The organism is Flavobacterium sp. AK-345 (assembly GCF_058310175.1).
Map to the genome: position 1 here is coordinate 292,090 of NZ_JBZEER010000006.1, position 21,566 is coordinate 313,655.

The window sequence follows — 21,566 nt, forward strand, 5'->3', positions numbered from 1 at the left end:
TTTAATTTATTTGAACAATACTTCCTTTTAAGATGGCTGTTGCGCCAGACGATAATTCTGCGCCCGCACTTCCTTCTGCCTTCAATTGTGCGGTGGCACTTATCGAAACATTCGTTCCTTCAATTTTAACATCTCCGGTTGCTTTTATTTCGATGTTTCCGGCACTTTCCATTTTTATTCCGTTGCTGTCAATGGTGATTACGTTCGAATTTTCATCTTCAATAACAATAACACCTTTGTCTTCGTCAAGCGTAATTTTTTTTCCTGCCGGAGTTTCAATTCCAATTGATTTTTTCTCATCATCAAACAAAACTTTCATTTCGCTTCGGGTAACAATTCCTTTTTGATGATTATCATCAGAAGCCGTTATCGGAGCAGGTTTTCCGCTGCTGTGAAGCATTCCTAAAACGATGGCATTATTTGGATCTTCATTAATAAAACCAATGATAACTTCATCTTCAATTTCAGGTCTAAAGAAAATGCCTCTGTTTTCTCCCGCATCAGGAGAAGCTACGCGACACCAAATTCCCTGTTCTTCATTATTGATGATTGGAATCTTCACCAAAATTCGGTCTTCTCCATTCGGATCACTTTCGAGCTGTGTTACAATTCCGGTGTGAAGTCCCTTTATTGCGGGAATAATTCCGGAACCGGTTGGCGTATTAATGTCAAATGTTTCAGAGAACCATTCCGGATTCAATCCGAATTGCGCATCAATAGTCCAGTTTCCTTCTGATATTTCATGAAAAACTCCCGTGATGTAGGCTTTTCCGTTAAATCGATCACCAACGCCTTCAAGCGTAATAATGGTGTTGGGTTTTACTGCCGGAATTCCCTGAAATTTCACTCTTCCGCGAATTTTTGATAATTGCTGAAAAAGTAATTTTGCATCTGCCCAATCCTGAAGTTCAGCTTCGGTGATTGCTCCGCCGTGACGTAACTCGAGGTTTTCCAGTTCGATGGTTTCGGCTAAATCTGATGCCGTTAAGTTTCCATTTAAGGAAATACCCGGATCTTTTGCTTCAATTTCAACCAATTCCTGATTGCTGTAATCCCAACTATACGAAGACACTTTTGCAAATTGATTTCTGGCGTCTATTTCAGCATCAAAATCTAATAAGCTGGCTCCAAAAGTTACTGTTTCAACAGATGATGATTTTACGTTTGGTTTGCTAATGGTAATTTTACCGTTTTCAACAAAACAAAGTTTGCCGTTTGCCTGCGCCCGCGAAACCATAAAATCCCAGTCGGATGTATTGTACTGAACAAGTTCTTTGTGGCTGAAATTGGTCGCTTCTACATCTTTTTGTAATCCGTAAGCACCAATAATTTCCTCAAATGCTTCGCTGTCTTTTACATCATAAAAATATTTGCTTTTTCTGCCAATAGTAAGTTTTACCGCTTCATCTTTGCATTCGATAATCAATAACGAAGTCCCGCTTTTTATTTTAATAGAATGCTTGATGACAATGCCTTTATAAATTGTTTCTTCGTCATTGTGATAACCGGCCGTTATTTCAATTTTTTTCCCCGGAATCAGTAAATCTTCATTACTTAATTTAAAATCTCTTTCAGAAGCTTCTCCGTCTGTCAGAACGATTTGAGCCATAGGGATCCGGTTGACCTCATTTTGTACCACAATACTTTTTACCTGATAGGTTTTAGATAATTCTGTTCCTTCAATTAAAATTTTATGCGTTACTAAATCGGCATTTTTACTGGTTTGTATGACTCCGCTATTGTTCATCAGGATTGTTTTTGTAAGGGTGGGAAAAATAGTTTTTGCCCTGTTTTTAATTTTCTGAAATTGACAATGTTATTCACCCGGGCAACTTCCAGATAATATTTAGAATCTCCGTAGATATTAAAGGACATCAGAGGCAATGTATCACCATCTTTTACGGTTCTGAAATGTGTCAAATCCGGCGATTTATTGTTTTCCTTTGCAGCCCTTAACTGATCTTCAACAAAACCCTGAAATTTTGCTTTTGCAATTGCTCTTATTGGCGTTCCGTTTGGTTTAAAGAGTTTAAATTCAATATTCATTTCGGTCAAAGCACCTTTAAAAAGCAATGTTCCCCACGAAATAATCAGGTAATTGGGCTTGTGTTCGTCGCCATTGTAATCAAGGATGACTTTTTTGAATTTATCAATGTCATCCATAATTCCATTTGGAACACTTTCGAAGCCGTTAATTACTCCGGTTCGGTCAAAAACAAAATCGAGTTCCAGATTTTCGGGTAATTTTTTATTGAACTTTGGAGAAACCGTACTTGTGCCTGCAGCCTGATTTTCATCGGTTTCAATCTTATAATGATAGGTGTACTTTTCCGGATTCATTAAAGTAGAAAATTCACCATCGGCAATTTTTGTGTTAAATTCCGGATCACTGTAAGCAACAACTTTAAGTTTTTCTAATTCTCCAGCCATGGCTATCTTTCTTTTTTACGTTCAATAATTTTCATTACCTGTTCTACACATTCCGCTACCGGATCTTCGCCTTTGCTTTTTGGAGCGCTGGCAGCAGAATTCGGTTTTGATCCTTCACTCACATTTATTTTGATGTGAAGCTCTTTTATTTCTATCGGCATGACTAACTTTTAAGTAAAGTGAAATAATTGTATGTGAGTTCAAAGCTTTCTACAACGAGTTTACTTTCCTGAGCATTAAAATCCTCAACAGCCCATTTTACAGGATAAGCATGAACCACATTCCATGAAATCAAAGGCTGATGCTGTTCATTGAGCAATTTGATTGTCAGATTTACTGGCTTAAACGAGAAGTTTTCGATAGCATCCCGGCACCAGTCGATTACTGCAGAATCTATGAGCATTCCTCTTTTTAAACTCAGGTTTGGATATTTTGTTTTTACCGGAAGTTTATGCTTGAATCTGTTTTCACCACCTTCGGCTATCTCTTCAGTTTCAATATCAACAGATAAACCGGAAACCGATTGAAACTGATGGTCTTTTGCCTGTGAGCCAAGACCTTCAAATTCAACTAAAAAGTGAAAACCAACAGGCGGATAATAGTTAGCCATGATTAATCATTTTGAATCGATAAACCTTCATGAACCAATTCCATTGATTCTATCGCCACTTCGTTTCCATCGGCTTTTAAATCAGTCGACTGAACTTTGGTTGGCCATGCATTTTTTACTTTCCAGGTAATCACCGGTTCGTGTTCTTCGTTCAGTAATTTGATGGTAATGTCCCTTCTTTCGATAGTGTTTAATTTTACCGTATTCCACCAGTTGTAATATTCATTATCGCTTTTAAAAGTTCCTCTTTTCAAGGTGATATTAGAGAATTTTTGCATGCCCGGCATCTTGATTTTACTGTACTCTGGACTTGCGCCCTGACGGTATTCGATAACTTCAGTTTCTACATCTAATCCGGAGACTTCTGTAAAGCCTATTTTTGTTCCTCCCCAGTCAACTGAGAAATGAAACTTTGGTAATGGATAACTCATGATCTATATTTTTTTAATGTTGATATTTAATTAAGATTCCTGCATTTTGTGAGAGAAACGAAGGATAATGAACTCTGCCGGACGAACTACTGCCATTCCGATTTCAACAATCATTCTGCCTTCCAAAATATCCAAAGCCGACATGGTTTGTCCTATTCCGATTCTAACATAAAAAGCCTGTTCAGGTTTTGCTCCGGCCAAAGCTCCGGCTCTCCATTGAAGAATTAAGAAATTCTCAATCATCGCTCTGACTCTTATCCAGGTATTGGCATCATTAGGCTCAAATACAAATTGTTCGGTTGCTTTTTTGATAGATTCTTCTGCCATGTTAAAGAAGCGTCGTACCGGTACATAACGCCATTCGTTGTCATTACCTGCCAGGGTTCTTGATCCCCAAATCAAGGTTCCTTTGCCCGTAAAACTTCTGATGGCGTTGATGGATTTACCGGCCACAGTATCAACATTTAAATTATCCTGAATTGTATTTGTTATTTTAACGGTTGGTTTTATAACATAGTTCAGGCTTACATTTGCAGGAGCTTTCCATACGCCTCTGTCACGATCAACTCTGGCATAAACCCCTGCAACAGCAGAACTTGGAGGAAGTGTTATAGGCAGATTGTAAATTTCAGTAAGTATTTTATTGAACGTTGCGTTGTCAATATCTTCTAAAGCGCTTAATTTTCTTCCGTTTAATGCTCCATTATTTACATCTTTTCCGTTAACAGATTTAATGTGGTTTAAAAGTGTAAGCAACGTTCCTTTAACACCGGAAAAATTATTTGTAAGTCCTGTAATTCCCGTTTGAAGGTTCAATTGATCATAGATTAGCAGTTTTTTTAATTCTTTATCAAAACTTACATCATCGGTTGATATAATTTTAAGCATTTTAGCTGCTGTGTTCTCATCCTGTATTTTTTTCTTTAATGTTTTTAAATTTTTATATACAGAATCAATTTTATTTGTGGCAGTAAAATTCAAATTAAAGGCAGTCAAGGCACTTGAGATATTACCTGCAATAACCATATCTTCATCAGATATTGTACTGATTGCAGCATTTGCTTCGTCGTTTAGCGAGTTTCTCAAAAGTGTTAAACTTTCTAAAGTAGCAAGTACTTTATCCAGGTTTTTTAAAAAAGCTGTTTTTTTGGCTGCGTCGGTAACAAAAGTCACTCCTAAATTAAAACCCGTTGCATTGTTACTATACATTTGTAAAAACATGTCACTGACCTGACCGGCAATATCTCCTGCAACAGAATCGTCAACCAATTTGGCTACGGTTGCGTCAATTCCTGCAGGGCCTTCTATAAGCTCCAATCCTGCAGCAATTTGATCATATGCTTTTGCTGTATAGGAGTAATGTTTTACTGTAATTTTACTGGCATCAAAAGCATAGTCCAATATGGTTTCCAGGTGAGGATAATAAACTGCACCGTACTTAATAGTATCTTTTTCAGAACTAATTATATTTCTTAAAGCGTCTATGTTAGGATCTGTTGGACTTGATTCGTCGTAACTTAGAGTGTCAATTAAGGTAAATCTGTCCTGAAGATTATGGCACTGTGCAAGCGCATTGTTGTATAATCCATAAAAACTATCTGGAAGTATTCCATCTACTTTTGTTGCGTCAGGAAATAAAATTAGTGTTGGTTCGTCTACTTTTTCTAATTCTGCCAATCCATCATTGAGTGCATCGCTATTGGTGATTACTGTAACCGGAGAGTCTGTTTCATCTAAATCATTTCCATAACGACCAACTGAAATAATGTAACAAGGACCGCCGCCATTTGCAAAAAACAACTGCATTGAATAGTACATTAAGAAAGGTTGTTTTGAAGTTGGCTGATCTACAATAATAGATCTCGTGTCGCCACTATTACCGGAAACATCATTAATTGTAACACTAATTGTTGTTTCTGGTTTTGCAAAGCCAAAAAAACGTTCATATTCTAAAAGAGATGTGATTCTGGTTGGCTGTAATTTTAAATCTCCATTAATCTTGTTCGTAGCTTTTTCAGTATAGCCAATAAAAGCGGGAATCGCTGTTTCAACCTGAGCTACAGAGGGAGGGAACTTTACGATTTCCTCAATATATACACCAGGTGTTTTGTAAGTTGTTGCCATAATTGATTGTTTTAATTATTAAATAAATATTTCCGAATAATAATCGCCATTGCTTTTTGTTATTGATTTTACAGAAGGATTTGGATACTGGCTGTTTACCGGCTCTTTGGGTGTAAAATCGGTGAGAGGGTCAATTTCAACAAAACCCGAATAGGTTAGGGGTTTTACTGTATCGGTTTTGATCTCGGTTTTTGTTTTTTTGTTGATGTATTTCCAGAACGTTTTTCTATTGTCAAAATGAATTTTAAAATGAGGGCTTAGTATTTTACCCGAGTTAGTCACAATATTTCCCGGATTAGTATCGCCTTTCATTGTCAAAGAGATGATTCCGAAAACATCTTGTCTTTCTGGTGAATGGAGTTCGCATAAAAAATGTGCTGTTGTTTCTTCGGATACTAAAAAATCATTTGAAATCAGGAAATTTTCATTGTTTTTTGGAATGTATTTAAACGTTATGGGTTCAGTTAAAGGTTTGACGTTACTGAATAAAAACATTTGGTTTAGGACAAAATCCAAATCGGTATAATTCTCAAACTGATAATCGTTGATGGAGATTTTAAAGTCCAGTTTCAAATCTGCCGGAATACTTATAAACGGATCAGTTTCATCAGCTTCCTTCACTTTAGTGTATACCAGAAAACCCGTTTTGGTTGGCTTAAAAGTCATTTTATAATTTTTTAATCTCGTTTTGGTTTCTACAGTTGGAACTATAGTTGCAAAAGAACCGCTGTCGAATTTTTGCAGCATTTTTTCTTTATCTGCTAAAGACATTCCTGTATAAGTATCTTCACCGCTATTCAGAAAATAATTGTGAAAAAGCGTTACTTCAAATAATAGTTCGTATGTAAAATCAAAACTCATGATTGCTCTTTTGTTTTTGTTAAACCTTTAAATTTGCTGATAAGCTGTCCTTCGGCTTGTGCAATATTGCGTTCAATTTGTATCATGCTTACCTTGTATAAAGCAGAGGGAAGCTGCTTGCCTCCTAATGTTCCCCAGATATAGTTCAGTTCCTCAAAAGTGGGCGTGTAGAGTTCAACTGAAAATCTGAAATCATCAATATTTGCCATTGCAATATTATTTCTGTTGTAAATAGTGTTAGCTTGTGTAAAGAGTCTTTTTCCTTGAAAAAATGCAATGATTTTTGAAATATCATTAAGCGAGTTGATGTATATATTTCTATTGGCGCTAAAAAGTAAATACAGGTTTAAATTGATGACGCTATTTTTATAAATTGTTTTAGCATTTTCAACAGAATGATTGGGAAAGTTTTTTAAAGTAGCTTCCTCATCCAAATTGATTAGGGTAAGGGCTACTTTGTCTTCTAAATTTCCGGATACGGTTTCGTTTTGAGATTCTAAAAAAGCAATATTTTCAGCCACAACGGTTTTTTCTAACCCAATTTCGTCGAGATAGTTGTTTACTTGTTCTGCAATTATTTGAATAACTTCAAAAACCATTTTGTGATAAAGTTTTAATTTTAAAAATCAGTACTTATATAGTTATGATAAATTGCTAAAAAGCTCATTATCAATATGTAGGTAGAAAAATAAAAATAGAGGCTTTTGACTTTGCTTTAAAACTGAAATAGAAATAAGGCTGGTAGGTTTGTCTAAAGTAGAAAAACGGGAGTGTATTAAAAAAGGGGAAAAGGACCCTTTTTTTTAGGGTTAAACTATTTGCTAGTATGTTGATTTACAGGCATTTAAATCTTATGAAAAATTTGATTTTATCTTTTGTAAAAAAACAAACGTCATAATTTATTGAAATCGGTAAAATTTTAGTGAAAAAAAATCTAAAACATTCAAATTTTAGATTTAAGCGTGAACAAAAAATGGAGAATTTGGAATAGCCGGAAGTTTGAGTTTTTCAGGTGAAATTTATTCTGGCTGTTTAAAACGTAATAATGTATGAGAAACCTGTTTTGCAGAATATTAATGCTAAGTATATGTTTGTAAGTTTATTGTAGTTTTTTAATATCCTATTTACTTTAATGTAAGTCTATTTGCTGCAATTAAAATATGATTTTTAGATAACAAAAAAGCCTTAGAAATTTAAAATTCTAAGGCTTTTTTTACTAGAAAAACTATATTAAAAATTAGTATTTACTTTTTTAGAGCGATCTGCAATGTATGAGATTAGCCAAATTGTTTGTCCTTCTTTTACAAAGAATATTTTCTTTTTTTCTAAATCCGGAATGCTTTCCAGACAAGATAATAAAATGTTATTTGCAGAAATTAAGTATTTCTGGTCATAGGTGGTTAAAACTCTGGCAGCTTCTTTGTTAGTTTTAGCAAGAGTAGTAAACTTGGTGAAATTATTCTTTAAGATTGCATCGTAATTAATAACATCTTCTTTACTTAAAGCAACATAATGTTCTTTAACGTTTTCATTGTAATATAGAGTTGCAAACGCCCAAACTGCCCCGCCTGATAAATACATTTTATCCTTTTTTGATAAAAGAGGATTTTTGTCAAACATTTCTTTTACTTTCTTAAGCAGCACCGAATTAAAATCAAAAGATTTTTCCTGATATACCGACATATCATTAACCTGGTTTTGGTTTACAACCGTTTTTTGTACAGCATCGGTAAGTGTCATTGTGCCGAAATTAAGCTCTAAAGGAATAAACTCTAATTTGTCATCTTTAAGCTCATCGATATATCCTCCTTTGGTAGTTTGCGCGCCAATGTCAAGCAGAAAAGCGTTAGCATAATCAACCGGCGGGATAGCACCTTTAACTAGCGTTTTAGCTTCTTCGTTAACATTAAGGATCTCAACATCTTTGTTAATTTGAGAAGTTATTTTATTTCTTAAAACGTCAATATTGCGGGCAGATGTAAAAAGAGGAGCAGCCACAAGAAAGATGTTTTCTTCAGGCATTTTATATTCTGCTCTTATTTTTTTTAATTGATCAACAACTATCGTACTTGTTCTGTCAATATCGTCCTGAGTAAGTTCACCGGTTTTATCAATATGTTCGGCAAAATTAATTCTCTCAGTCCAGAAATAAAGAATCTTATAATCAGCTTTTTTGATATTGTTTACATCCAGAACTGAAACTTTTATAGCTCTGCGACCTATTTCAATTCCTGCATAAAGACTTTTTTGCGAAAATGCATTAATGGAAAAAAGTAAATTTAAAAGAATAAGAATAAGAACCTGGGGTCTGTTTTTTTTAAGCATTTGATTTAATTATGGTTAAAATATATTTATTTGAATAAAGTTTTTAAAGTAATTATGCGAAAGTCATAATTTTAAATTAAAAATAACGGGTTTTAATATAAGATCACAAATTTATAAAAACATTTACTAAGATAAATGCAGTTATTGCAAAATATGGAATTTAATTAGCAGGATAGTGTTTTGAGGACAATTGTGTACGATTTTTATTATTTCCAGGATGTTGAGAAAGAATATTCGTCAAATTGATTTAATAGTGAAACTGATTAAAACGAAAAAAGCTCCAGATTTCTCTGAAGCTTTCTCTTTGTAGCCCGTAGCGGAATCGAACCGCTCTTACATGGATGAAAACCATGCGTCCTAACCGATAGACGAACGGGCCTGTTTTTCTATGCGGGTGCAAAAATGCAATTAATTTTAGAATTGACAAAAATTTTTTTTAAGAAATTGTTTTTAGTTATTCCCAAAATATCACATTTGTTAATAATCAATCGTAAATAAAATTAGCTGTTCGAGATGTATTTATTTGATTAATAATTTTTTGGATTACATAGAAAAGTGTTTTTTTTCTTCTTTTATTAAAATGATAATTTTTGATAAAATTGAAAATTATTTTTAAAGTTATTTGTTTTGAAAGAATATTCTTTTGGTTTTTTACGGCTACATATCGAAATTTTTTCAATGAAATTTTTTAGGTATAGTTAAAAGTTAAGTGTTATGTTTGTTCACAATTCAGCGAAAAATTAAACTTAAAATTAGAAATATATACAGTGATAGATAAATCAGAAATTAAAGTTCATGAAAAACTATATGGGCTTGATCATTTACGAGCTTGTGCTATTATTTTGGTTTTCTTTTTTCATTATTATATTATAAGTGATGGAAAGCCCGAATGGCTTCCGGATGTAGCTTCATTTGGCTGGACAGGAGTTGATTTGTTTTTTGTGTTAAGTGGATTTTTAATTTCTTCTCAGCTATTTCTACAAATTAAAAAAGGGCAATTAATTTCATTTAAAGTTTTTTTTATCAAACGATTTTTTAGAATTGTTCCTGCCTATTTAGCAACAGTTGGAATTTATTTTTGCATCCCGTATTTCAGGGAAAAAGAAGCACTGCCTTCAATTTGGAGATTTCTTACTTTTACTCAAAATTTTGATCTTAATTTAAAGGATTATGGAACATTTTCACATTGCTGGTCGCTATGCGTAGAAGAACATTTTTATCTTTTTTTACCCATTATTTTAATATTTCTACAGACTTCAAAACTGTTCTCTAAATCATATTGGCTATTAATAGGCTTGTTTTTATTTGGTTTTGCAATTAGATTTTACAGTTTTAATTACTTATATCTGCCGAAAATTGGTGAAGAAAATAGTTGGATGTATTGGTATAAATTTATTTACTATCCGACTTACAATCGCTTAGACGGACTTTTAGTTGGTGTTTCTATTGCAGGAATTTATCAATTTTTACCAAATTTATGGATCAAACTTTCAAAATATGGTAATCAGTTTCTTGTATTAAGTTTATGTATTTTGACAGGTGCTTATTTTTTATGTGAAGACTTACAGACTTTCAAAGTATCTGTTTTTGGATTTCCATTAATTGCAATTGGCTTTGGTTTTATGGTTATAGGTTCGATTAGTCCTACAAGTTTTTTATATAAAATGAATTCAAAAATTACAACGTTTATAGCTAATCTTTCTTTTTCAATTTATTTGACACATAAAGGAATAATTACCACAACCCACAAACTATTAAAACATTTTGAAATAGAGAATAATATAATGCTTCTAATTTGTTTGATAACTTGTGTTTTAGGGGCATATATTCTTCACTTGACAATAGAAAAACCATTTATGAAAATAAGGAACAAAACCATAAAGGAAATATAATGTTATTTAGAAAACAGTCAGCCAATTGTTTTTTTAGCATATTCACAAGATTAATAACTAGTTATGATTGTAAAAAAAAATCCTTATTCATTTTTTGAATAAGGATTTTTAGTTTAATTATTTAAATATTTTTCCAAGTATTCTTAGTGTCAAAATGATGATATTACTAAGTTTTAGAAAAAGAAATAACCAACAGATACTTGAAATACCCCGTTTTTATTTTTAAAAGAAGAATTATCTACATTATTAATATCAGTTAATCCCAGATTGTATCTTACGCCAAAATTAAGTCCGTTTTCAAGTTTGTAGCCCAAACCAAAATTAACACCAAAATCAACAGTATTAAATGAATCTTTTACATCTGTCTTCTCATTTTTAGCAGCAAGTAAAAATCCTATTTGCGGTCCGGCTTCAACACTTAATCCTTTTGTAACATAATATTTTCCCATTAAAGGAACGTTCAGATAACTTAAGGCAACTGTATTATCATTGAAGCCGTATCCCTGACCAGAATACATTAATTCAGGTTGAAAAGAAAATTTATCTGAAATGGGAATTTCAGATACAACACCAAAATTAAATGATGTTACAACATCAATACCTTTGGTATTATCTCCGCTAATAGTTGCAAAGTTTAAACCTCCCTTAACACCAAATTTAATTTCCTGGGCATTAACATTTGTAAATCCTAAAACTGTAACGACAGCTAGTAATAAAATTTTTTTCATAAAAAGTGTTTTTGAATTATTTGATGCAAAATTCACTTAAGAAAAATTAGGCGAGGTTTCAAAAGCTTAAAAGTGTATAAAACGGTACTTATTTGCTGGTATTTTTATATTCATTTGGTGTCTGGCCCGTAACTTTTTTAAAGGCTTTGTAAAAAGTTGTTTTTGAAGTAAAACCAGATTCTAATCCCATCGTCAACAAATTATATTTTTCATATTCAGAATTTGACATCATTTCCTTAACAGCTTCAACCCGATATTGATTGATGTAATTGGCAAAATTGTCTCCTGTTATTGTGTTTATAATTTGTGAAACATATCCGGCGCTTATGCCTAGTTTTTCGGCGACTTTTTCTCTGTTTAATGTACTGTCCGTATAAATGTGATGCTCTTTACAGAGAAGTTCCAGTTTTTGAAAATAAAGATTATCTACCGTGATAGATTCCCTATATTCTTCTGGTGTACTATTTTCTACAATTTCCAGATTACCATATGAAATAGCGAAATCATTATTTAGAAAATTGTAAACAGCATCTTTATTCTTGGCGAGTTTGTATTTGTAAATGCCTATATAAGCCGTCCAGTGAATTATGAATGTTGCAGATAAAGCCAGGACGCTCATAGTAGAAGAAATGTCATATTGAAGAAATAAGCCGGCTAGAGCGGTAATAAGAAAAGCGAATACCAATGAAGAAATAATTGTTAATAAAGTAATTATCCATTTTTTTTCCTGTGAATCTTTTAAATGTCTTATCATAAAATAAGAATAAATCGGTAGGAATGGCATGAATGTAACGGCTAAAGCAAGATGGATCAGACCAAGTATATTGATTACATCAATACCTACCTCAGGAATAGTGTAAATTCCTGCAACATGATCAAGATCTTGTGTAATATTAAGAACAGCAGAATAGGCAAATGGAATAAGACACAAATAATTTTTTTGTTTGCTTTTTACAGTATCATCAATCCGATTTATAATAAACAGGAATAGGAAAGCAGGAATTAGAAATACCCATTCAATGTGGTCAATAAAGCGTAGAAAAGGATAGGGAGTAAATGCATCTTCGATCTCAAAAACATGGTTCAGTAAAATAATTGAAAATGTAAATAGTAAGTATGCCAGATATTTATTTGAATTACTATTGAATAAAGAAGACTTTAAAATAATTAAGCCTAAGACTATTCCCTGAAAAACCGCAATATTTAAAAGTGTAGTATATATCAATTTTTTAATATAAAAGTTGTTTTTAAGATCTGTTTTGGGATATTATGGTAATTAACCATTTTTAAAACATAGTTAATTTCATGCGAATTGATAAGACGAATTTATATTAATACTGATGACTTTTTTAACGGATTAAGAAATGATTAACTAAAATGCCTCTTTCCCGAAGAAGCTCTTTCTTTCAGCTCAATAAAAATTGATTTTTATATTTGCAGTTTGTATTTTTGCCCTTATGAATGATAATTTTATAAATGAATATTTTGGGATTGGAATACAAAATGGTAAAACGCCTGAAAATTTGGGTGTTTTATGGAGATCGGCGCAAAATTTAGGTGCGACTTTTATTTTTACCATTGGTAATCGATATGCCAAGCAAGCCTCTGATACTCATGATGCGGTAAAAGCAATTCCTTATTTTCATTATGATACTTTTGAAGCTTTTTTTGAAAACTTACCAAAAGGGGCACGATTGGTTGGTGTAGAATTAGACGAAAAAGCTTCTGATTTAGAAACTTTTGAGCATCCAAGACGTTGTGTTTATTTATTGGGAGCAGAAGATCATGGTCTATCCAAAAAAGTTATGGATAAATGCCATCATCTAGTAAAATTTAAATCGGTAAAAAGTCTGAATGTGGCTGTGGCAGGAACTATTATTATGTACGACAGAAATTTGCCTAAACCGAGATCTTAAAATAAAACCTCAGTTATTATAAGTAATTATTCTTCTGCTGGCGAGGGTTCTGTTTGTGAACGCAAAGTTGTTTCTATTTATACTTATTCAAATCCAGATTAAGAATAGTACCTATTCTGCTAAACTCTTCGTTAATCTTTGCATTCAGGATTAGTTGTTCATTTTTTATTGGATGATTAAAAATTAATTGATGGGCATGAAGCATCATTCCTTTGAGGTCATAATTCTCCAGCCATAATTTATTTTGTTTGTTACAGCCATGTGGACGACTTCCTAAAATGGGGTGAAAAATATGTTTGAAATGTTTTCGTAATTGATGCATACGTCCAGTTTCAGGAATTGCTTCTACCAAACAATATCGTGATGTTGGTTTATTATTAAATTCTAACCCGACTTCGGCATTTTGCAAACGATGAAAGTATGTTATTGCATTTTGTGTGATGTTATCATCATTGGTTAAATCATAATCAATCGTTAGCTCTTCGGGTGACCAGCCACGTAAAATGGCTAAATATTTTTTTTCGACTTCGCGTGTGGCAAAACGATCATTCATAATTTTCAAAACTTCTTTATCCAACGCAAATAACAATACGCCAGATGTTTTGCGATCCAACCGATGAATAGGATAAACGTGTTGCCCGATTTGATTTCTCAATTCCTGAATAGCATAAACTTTTGCATCGCGTGCATAAAATGATTTGTGAACCAACAATCCACTTGGTTTATTAATGGCTATAATATATTCGTCCTGGTAAAGAATTTCTAACATTTGGCAAAAGTAGAAGAGATTTCGACTAAAACCACTTTTATGACTTATTTGTTTTTATACCTTTCTTCGTAGTCCCGGAACGTTATGCTGGATTACCGCTTATAATTCTGACTTTTATAAGTAGTATTTCTAATAAAAACTTTAAAATTAAAAACTGAATTCGTATATTGTTCTGCCGTTTTTCAGTTCATTTTAATAGAAATAGTCCAGATTATGAAAAAATCATTAATGCTCTTCGTAGCATTCTTAGCTTTTACAGCGTGCTCAAAACATGAAGGTAAAAAAAATATTGCGATCACTGGAATAGATTCCACATTGCGGCCTGGTAATGATTTTTTTAAATATGTAAATGGCAAATGGTACGATTCTGTATCAATACCTGCATCCCAAGCCGGAGTTGGTGCCTATATGTTTATGAATTTTCCACAACGAATTCGCCTGCAAGGAATATTGGACAGTATTTCGCAAAGCAAAAATCCGGCAGGAAGTATAGCACAAAAGGTAGGAGACTTTTATGCATCAGGTATGGATACTGTAACGATTGATAAACGCGGTTATGCACCTATCAAACCCCTGCTTGCCAAAATTGAAGCAATTAGCGATTTACCTTCTTTAATGAATTTTGTAGTTACTGAAGAAAAAGTGGGCAATTCTTCTATTATAGGTTTTGGAGTGGGACCGGATGAAAAAAACAGCAGTATGAACATTGCCCAAAGCTATCAAACGGGAATTGGTTTGCCTGACAGGGACTATTATTTCAAATCAGATTTATCAACTGTTGCCATACAGGAAGCGTACAAAAAATACCTTGCTACATTATTTCAACAAACAGGCAGCAATGTCAAAGAGGCTGAAAAGAATGCTGATTTGGTTTACGATATTGACAAACAACTCGCCGTTTCGCATAAAACAAAAGTTGAACTTCGTGATGTACAGGCAAATTATAATAAAATAGCTCTGACAGATCTTGTAAAAAGACATCCCAACATAGACTGGAACACTTTTTTGAATAATTTAGGTGCTAAAACCGATTTTATTAATGTAGGCCAGCCTGCTTATTATGATGCGCTTAATAAGCTCTTAAAAGCCATCCCTATTAATAATTGGAAAATTTACCTGAAAGCAAATTCTTTAGAAAGATATGCAGATGATTTAAGCAAACCTTTTGTAGATGCTTCATTTGAATATACCAAAGTGCTTTCTGGTCAGGCTGTTCAAAAATCACGTGGTGAAAAAATGGCTAATGTCGTTGACACTTACTTAGGCGAAGCGTTGGGTGAATTGTATGTAAAGAAATATTTTTCTGAAGATGCCAAAAAACGCATGTTAATCCTCGTGAATAATTTGCAAAAAGCGTATGCCAATAGAATTGATGACCTGAAATGGATGAGTCAGGGTACGAAGCAAAAAGCGAAAGAAAAATTGGCAGCCATGACTAAGAAAATAGGATATCCGGACAAATGGAGAGACTATAGCAAGGTACATATAGCGAGGAATACCTATTTTGAGAATATGGTTTCGGCCGCTACAACTGCATATCAATTTCAATTGGCAAAATTGGGCAAACCAGTCGATAAATCAGAATGGTATACTACAGTTCCAACAGTTACGGCATATAATAATCCTACTGCAAATGAAATTGTTTTTCCTGCAGGTATTTTACAAGCCCCATATTTTGATAATAATGCAGATGATGCACTGAACTATGGAGGTATCGGAATGGTTATAGGTCACGAAATAACACATACTTTTGATGATCAGGGTGCTCAATATGATAAGGATGGCAACTTAAAAAACTGGTGGACAAAAGAGGATTATGCACAGTTTAAGTCAAGAATACAACAAGTTATCGATTTGTACAGTACATATACCGTTTTAGGTGATCTGCACATTAATGGCGCAATGACAGTTGGCGAAAATACAGCAGATATTGCCGGAATAGCAGTTGCCTACGATGCTTTTAAAATGACCGAACAAGGAAAAGGAAACACAAAAATTGATGGTTTTACTCCAGACCAGCGCTTCTTTATTTCTATAGCCAAAATATGGCGAGTAAAAATGAAAGACGAGTTCCTGCGTTTGTGGATTAACAACAATCCACATTCTCCACCAAATTGGCGTGTAAATGGTCCTTTAATGAATACTACACCTTTTTACGAAGCATTTAATGTAAAACCTGGAGATAAAATGTTTTTGCCGAAGAAAGACAGAATAACAATTTGGTAGTATCCCACTCACGAACGCTTCAATTTATAAAATATAGAAAAATTCTTGCGCGAGCATAGACAAAAATCCCAAGTGTCTTTAAATGATTGGGGTATTAACTAATTTTTTAAAACCTTATATTATGTTAAAAAAAATTTTGAAATTAGACGGAGCTCAAGAATTAACTAAAAATGAGCTAAAAGCGGTAAATGGCGGAATAACAGAAATTTGCGTTAAAGGGATTGCAAGTGGACTGGCCATTTTAAAAACTGGACCATGTCCTCCAGAGTATCCTCTAGTTGGTGGAGGATGTTGTTTCGCAGATTAATAATGAATTTGCAAAAAAATATTTATTGTAAGACATGGAAAATTTAAGAGGTTAAGCTACCCCATACAAAGGCAGTAAAATTTTCAAACAAAAAACTTAAACTAATGCTCTTACTTTGTTGATTGTATAATAATGATATGCTATCTTCAACAATAAATTTATATTTTTTTAAGAAGAGAGGAACTTGTTTCCTCTCTTTTTTATTTCTTTAACAGTTTACGTAAGATATTAGTTAATATTCTATACATTTGACGCATTAATTTAACAAAAATTTCGCCTATGAAACTAAAGCTACTCTTTATACTATTTTTGGCTAGCGTATCTTCCTTTGCCCAATACACCCTGATCCCCGATTTGTATTTTGAAGCAGAACTAATCCGTCAGGGAATTGATTCCGGCGTACCGGATAGTAAAGTTTTGACTTCAAAAATAAACACCCTGACTACTTTGAATGTTAGGGGAGTAAGTCTCATTACCGATTTAACCGGGATTCAGGATTTTACTGCTTTGAAATCTTTGCTTTGTGATACCAATCAATTAACTTCTTTAGATGTTTCTAAGAATACTGCTTTAACATACTTGAGTTTTGGAAACAATTACTTAACGACTATTGACGTTTCTAAGAATACTGCTTTAACAGAGTTACGTTGTTATCATAACCTATTAACAACTTTAGATGTTTCTAAAAATCCGGCTTTAACAATTTTACATTGTTATGAGAATCAATTAAAGACTTTAGATGTTTCTAAGAATTCAGCTTTAACATACTTAGATTGTTCTGACAATCAATTAACGGGACTTAATTTGAAGAATGGAAATAATTCTAAATTATCGACAAATAGTGCCTTTAATGGTAATGACTTAAGCTGCATTCAGGTAGATAATGTGGCTTATGCTAATGCCAATTGGACAGCCAAAGATGCTAAGGCAAGTTATAGTTTAGATTGCTCAGTTGTTGTTCAATACACTCTTATTCCTGATGTGAATTTCGAAAAAAAGTTAATTCAACTTGGTTATGATTTTGGAACTCCTGACGGAAAAGTGCCAACATCTAAGATTTCTGGAGTAACTACTTTAAATATTTCCGGTAGTTCTATTACTAATTTAACCGGAATTCAAGATTTTGTGGCTTTACAGTCATTAAATTGTAGCGCTAATAAATTAACGACTTTAGATGTTTCTAAGAATACTTCTTTAACAAGTTTAGTTTGTGATTCTAATCAATTAACAGCTTTAGATGTTTCTAAGAATACTGCTTTAACAAGTTTAGTTTGTGCTTCTAATCAATTAACGGCTTTAGATGTTTCTAAGAGTGTTGCGCTAACCTCTTTATATTGTTACGATAATCAATTAACATCCTTAGATGTTTCTAAGAATATTGCTTTAACAAATTTACGTTGTTATTCGAATCAATTAACAAGCTTAAATGTTTCTCAAAATGTTTCTTTAAAAGAATTACATTGTTATTCTAATAAATTAACAAGTTTCGATATTTCTAAGAGTATTGTTTTAACAAAATTATATTGTTATTCTAATCAATTAACAGCTTTAGATGTTTCTAAAAATACTGCTCTAATATATTTATATTGTTATTCGAATCAATTAACGGCTTTAGATGTTTCTAAGAATGCATCTTTAGTCGAGCTGTATTGTTACTCAAATCAATTAACAACTTTGGATGTTTCTAAGAATACGGTTTTGAGATATATAGACTGTAATTCAAATCAATTAACAAGTTTAAATTTGAAGAACGGAAATAATTCTAGTTTTAGCACCTACAAATTTACAAACAACCCTAATTTAAGTTGTATTCAGGTAGATAATGAAACTAATTCTAAGAAGAATTGGAGTGCGACTTCAATAAAAGACGCTACGACAAGTTATAGCACAAATTGCTCTTCATACGTTCTTATTCCTGATGTGAATTTCGAAAAAAAATTAATCTCTTTAGGAATTGATTTTGGAACTCCTGACGGAAAAGTGTTAACATCTAATATAGACACATTGACCTCTTTAGATGTTTCTTCAAGCTCTATTACTGATTTAACCGGAATTCAAAATTTTGTAGGATTAGAGACTTTGCATTGTGAAAATAATCAGTTATCGGCTTTAGATGTTTCTAAGAATACTGCTTTGCTGGACTTAAATTGTTCTCAGAATCAATTAACGGTTTTAAATGTTTCTATGAATAATGCTTTAAGAATTTTATATTGTTATTCTAATAAATTAACAAATTTGAGTATTGCTAAAATTACTTCTTTAAGATCTTTATGGTGTTATGACAATCAATTAACAAGCCTAAATCTTTTTCAAAATAGTTTTAATTATACTTTTACAGATTTAAAGTGTCATAATAATCAATTAACAAGTCTAGATGTTTCTAAGGGTATTGGTTTAACAAATTTAAATTGTTATAATAATCAATTAACAGTTTTAGATGTTTCTAATAGTACTTATTTAACGGAGTTAAATTGTTATTCTAATAACTTAACAAGTTTAAATTTAAAAAATGGAAATAATGTTAATTTAATTACCAAAAATTTTACAAACAACCCTAATTTAAGTTGTATTCAGGTAGACAGTGTTGCTTATTCTAATGCCAATTGGGCTACAAGCAAAGATGCAACTGCAAGTTATAATCCAGATTGCTTTTCTTACACGTTTATTTATGATGTGAATTTTGAAAAAAAGTTAATTTCTTTAGGAATTGATTCTGGCACAGTTGATGGACAAGTGCAAACTAAAAAAATAAACACATTAACTTCTTTGGATGTATCCAATAGTGCTATTGCTGATTTAAGCGGTATTCAAGCCTTTGTGGGTTTAAATACATTAAATTGCAGCGGAAATCAATTAACGGTTTTAAATGTTTCTAAGAATATTGTTTTAAATTCCTTAAACTGTAGTTCAAATCAATTAACGAGTTTAAATGTAAAGAATGGAAATAACAGCTATTTAATCACCAAAAACTTTACAAACAACCCTGATTTAAGCTGTATACAAGTAGATAATGCTGCTTATTCTGATGCTAATTGGGGTGCAGCAAAAGATGCTACGGCCAGTTATAGTGAAAGTTGTGCATCTTTTACTTACACCCTTATCCCAGATGTAAATTTTGAAAAAAAATTGATCTCTAGGGGGATTGATTCCGGTACTCCTGACGGAAAAGTGTTGACCTCTAATGTTTCTTCAGTGGGTTATTTGGATGTTTCTGATAGTTCCATCGAGGATTTAACCGGAATTCAGGATTTTATGTCTTTAAGCACTTTATTTTGTGATTCTAATCAATTAACAACTTTAGATGTTTCTAGAAATACTGCTTTAAACTACCTATCTTGTTTAGGTAATCAATTAACTACTTTAAATGTTAAGTATGCTCCTTTAACTACCTTAGAATGTTTTAGTAATCAATTAACTACTTTAGATGTTTCTACAAATACTGCTTTACAGTCTTTAAGTTGTTATCTTAATACATTAACGGCCTTAGATGTTTCCAGGAATACAGCTTTAAAAGAGTTACGTTGTGATCGTAATCAATTAACTACTTTAGATGTCTCTAAAAATATTGCTTTGAAAAATTTATATTGTAATGATAATAAATTGAATAATTTAGATATTTCTAAAAATATCGCTTTGTCGGGTTTATATTGTCTTAATAATCAATTAACAAGTTTAAATTTGAAGAATGGAAAGAATGTTAATTTAAGCTTATACAATGATTTTACAAACAACGCTAATTTAAGCTGTATTCAGGTGGATGATGTTGCTTATTCTAATGCCAATTGGGCTAAAGCCAAAGATGCTACAGCAAGTTATTCTGATAATTGTTCTGGCGTTGTTGCAGTTAGCAGTACGTTTGAAGACCAATTAATCGCTCTAGGAGTTGATAAAGATGGTAAAAACGGTACGGTTTTGCTGACAAATATATCAAATGTAACCAGCTTAGATGTATCCAATTCCGGCATCACCAGTTTGTCAGGAATCGAATATTTTTCAAAATTAGAAACTTTAAACTGTCAAGGAAATTTATTGACTTCAATAAATTTGACTTCCAATCTTGCACTTAAATATTTAGATTGTTCCAATAATGCATTATCGGCTTTGGATGTTTCTAAAAACACCCAGCTTACAGAACTGTATTGTGATGGTATCGTAACAACCACTAAAAAAATCAATTCTAAAACCAGCGCTGCTAATCAACTAACGGTCTTAGATGTTTCTAAAAATGTATTGTTGGCCAAATTGAGTTGTTCTAACAATCTAATCGTAAGTTTAGACCTTTCTAAGAATACTCTTCTTACAGATGTAAATTGTTCTAATAATAAATTGACTACTTTGAATTTAAGCAATGGAAACAATAGCAAACTGACAAATGTCAACTTCAAAAGGAATGTTTCACTATCCTGTATTGTGGTAGATGATGTTGCTTATGCTAATGCCAATTGGTCAACAGCCAAAGATGCAGCAGCAATTTATTCGAAAACAGCTTGTACTTTAGGAATCGAAGATGTGGTTTTTGAGAAAATCGCAGTTTATCCTAATCCGACCAAAGGAGAATTACACATTGACAACATTGTGTTAGAAAAAGCAAGCGTGTACGATGTATTAGGGAAGTTGGTAACAGCTACGAAATTTACTAATGGTTCAAACACTAATAGCATCAATTTATCAGGATTCCCAAAAGGGATTTATTATGTGTATTTAGAAAGTGAAGGATCTACTGTTGTTAGAAAAATAATAATCGAGTAAATTAAAAAATATTTATAAGTTAAAAACCACATTTTTATCCGTTTGAAAATGTGGTTTTTTGTTTTCCCGCTTTCTCACGAATCCCCTGCTGACGCGAGCGTCCCGCCCGTGAACGCAAAGTTGTCTCGTCCTGAAAAAAGTTTACATATTTATACTTAATCCTAAAATAGATTTACAACTCATTTTTAGCCCTGTTAT

At 32.6% G+C, this 21,566-nt stretch carries 17 protein-coding genes and 1 tRNA gene; 5 read left to right on the forward strand and 13 right to left on the reverse strand.

Annotated features, from left to right (window positions below):
- Nucleotide 1 precedes the first annotated feature (1 nt).
- From vgrG to AC4FQ3_RS13610, 10 genes are all read right to left on the reverse strand, one after another.
- Nucleotides 2-1,747: a type VI secretion system tip protein VgrG gene (gene vgrG, locus AC4FQ3_RS13565; RefSeq protein ID WP_491182189.1), complete on the reverse strand. Its 1,746-nt coding sequence runs from the start codon at nt 1,745-1,747 to the stop codon at nt 2-4.
- Nucleotides 1,747-2,430: a CIS tube protein gene (locus AC4FQ3_RS13570; RefSeq protein ID WP_491182190.1), complete on the reverse strand. Its 684-nt coding sequence runs from the start codon at nt 2,428-2,430 to the stop codon at nt 1,747-1,749. The genes vgrG and AC4FQ3_RS13570 overlap by 1 nt, the downstream gene beginning before the upstream one ends.
- A gap of 2 nt (nt 2,431-2,432) precedes the next feature.
- Nucleotides 2,433-2,591, reverse strand: a complete 159-nt coding sequence (locus AC4FQ3_RS13575) for a DUF5908 family protein (protein ID WP_165587182.1) — start codon at nt 2,589-2,591, stop codon at nt 2,433-2,435.
- Nucleotides 2,592-2,593: 2 nt separating this feature from the next.
- Entirely contained in the window at nt 2,594-3,040 is a 447-nt protein-coding gene (locus tag AC4FQ3_RS13580) for a phage tail protein (protein ID WP_042563916.1), read from the reverse strand.
- 2 nt (nt 3,041-3,042) lie between these two features.
- Entirely contained in the window at nt 3,043-3,471 is a 429-nt protein-coding gene (locus AC4FQ3_RS13585; RefSeq protein ID WP_042563917.1) for a phage tail protein, read from the reverse strand.
- Nucleotides 3,472-3,501: 30 nt separating this feature from the next.
- Nucleotides 3,502-5,595, reverse strand: coding sequence for a phage tail sheath family protein (locus AC4FQ3_RS13590; RefSeq protein WP_491182191.1), 2,094 nt, complete (start codon nt 5,593-5,595; stop codon nt 3,502-3,504).
- Between the two features lie 18 nt (nt 5,596-5,613).
- Nucleotides 5,614-6,456 carry a hypothetical protein gene (locus tag AC4FQ3_RS13595; RefSeq protein WP_491182192.1) on the reverse strand — a complete coding sequence of 281 codons (843 nt, stop codon included), beginning with the start codon at nt 6,454-6,456 and terminating at the stop codon, nt 5,614-5,616.
- Complete coding sequence (locus AC4FQ3_RS13600) at nt 6,453-7,055, reverse strand: Pvc16 family protein (RefSeq protein ID WP_073397202.1); 603 nt, start codon at nt 7,053-7,055, stop codon at nt 6,453-6,455. Before AC4FQ3_RS13600 ends, AC4FQ3_RS13595 begins: the two co-directional genes overlap by 4 nt.
- A gap of 631 nt (nt 7,056-7,686) precedes the next feature.
- Nucleotides 7,687-8,781, reverse strand: coding sequence for a Ppx/GppA phosphatase family protein (locus tag AC4FQ3_RS13605; protein ID WP_042563921.1), 1,095 nt, complete (start codon nt 8,779-8,781; stop codon nt 7,687-7,689).
- 307 nt (nt 8,782-9,088) lie between these two features.
- A tRNA-Glu gene (locus AC4FQ3_RS13610) sits at nt 9,089-9,160 on the reverse strand.
- A 388-nt stretch (nt 9,161-9,548) separates the two neighbouring features.
- Between AC4FQ3_RS13610 and AC4FQ3_RS13615 the strand changes: the two genes are divergently transcribed.
- The gene (locus AC4FQ3_RS13615) at nt 9,549-10,673 is read left to right on the forward strand and encodes an acyltransferase family protein (protein WP_491182193.1); all 1,125 of its coding nucleotides are present in this window, start codon (nt 9,549-9,551) and stop codon (nt 10,671-10,673) included.
- A 173-nt stretch (nt 10,674-10,846) separates the two neighbouring features.
- Here the strand turns inward: AC4FQ3_RS13615 and AC4FQ3_RS13620 are convergent, their stop codons facing one another.
- Both AC4FQ3_RS13620 and AC4FQ3_RS13625 read right to left on the reverse strand, forming a co-directional pair.
- Nucleotides 10,847-11,401, reverse strand: a complete 555-nt coding sequence (locus tag AC4FQ3_RS13620; RefSeq protein WP_042563924.1) for a porin family protein — start codon at nt 11,399-11,401, stop codon at nt 10,847-10,849.
- Nucleotides 11,402-11,489: 88 nt separating this feature from the next.
- Nucleotides 11,490-12,626, reverse strand: coding sequence for a helix-turn-helix domain-containing protein (locus tag AC4FQ3_RS13625; RefSeq protein WP_491182194.1), 1,137 nt, complete (start codon nt 12,624-12,626; stop codon nt 11,490-11,492).
- A gap of 232 nt (nt 12,627-12,858) precedes the next feature.
- On the opposite strand from AC4FQ3_RS13625, the gene AC4FQ3_RS13630 reads away from it, so the two are divergent.
- Complete coding sequence (locus tag AC4FQ3_RS13630; protein WP_042563926.1) at nt 12,859-13,317, forward strand: RNA methyltransferase; 459 nt, start codon at nt 12,859-12,861, stop codon at nt 13,315-13,317.
- Nucleotides 13,318-13,390: 73 nt separating this feature from the next.
- Here AC4FQ3_RS13630 and AC4FQ3_RS13635 read toward each other — a convergent pair whose 3' ends face one another.
- On the reverse strand, nt 13,391-14,086 hold the full coding sequence (locus AC4FQ3_RS13635; RefSeq protein ID WP_042563928.1) for a pseudouridine synthase: 696 nt from the start codon (nt 14,084-14,086) through the stop codon (nt 13,391-13,393).
- A 213-nt stretch (nt 14,087-14,299) separates the two neighbouring features.
- Here AC4FQ3_RS13635 and AC4FQ3_RS13640 point away from each other — a divergent pair, with 213 nt between their 5' ends.
- The 3 genes from AC4FQ3_RS13640 (at nt 14,300) to AC4FQ3_RS13650 (ending at nt 21,368) form a co-directional block, all read left to right on the forward strand.
- Complete coding sequence (locus AC4FQ3_RS13640; RefSeq protein WP_491182195.1) at nt 14,300-16,312, forward strand: M13 family metallopeptidase; 2,013 nt, start codon at nt 14,300-14,302, stop codon at nt 16,310-16,312.
- A 121-nt stretch (nt 16,313-16,433) separates the two neighbouring features.
- Nucleotides 16,434-16,619 carry a class IIb bacteriocin, lactobin A/cerein 7B family gene (locus tag AC4FQ3_RS13645; protein WP_165587183.1) on the forward strand — a complete coding sequence of 62 codons (186 nt, stop codon included), beginning with the start codon at nt 16,434-16,436 and terminating at the stop codon, nt 16,617-16,619.
- Nucleotides 16,620-16,898: 279 nt separating this feature from the next.
- Entirely contained in the window at nt 16,899-21,368 is a 4,470-nt protein-coding gene (locus tag AC4FQ3_RS13650; protein ID WP_491182196.1) for a T9SS type A sorting domain-containing protein, read from the forward strand.
- The last annotated feature ends 198 nt before the right edge of the window (nt 21,369-21,566 follow it).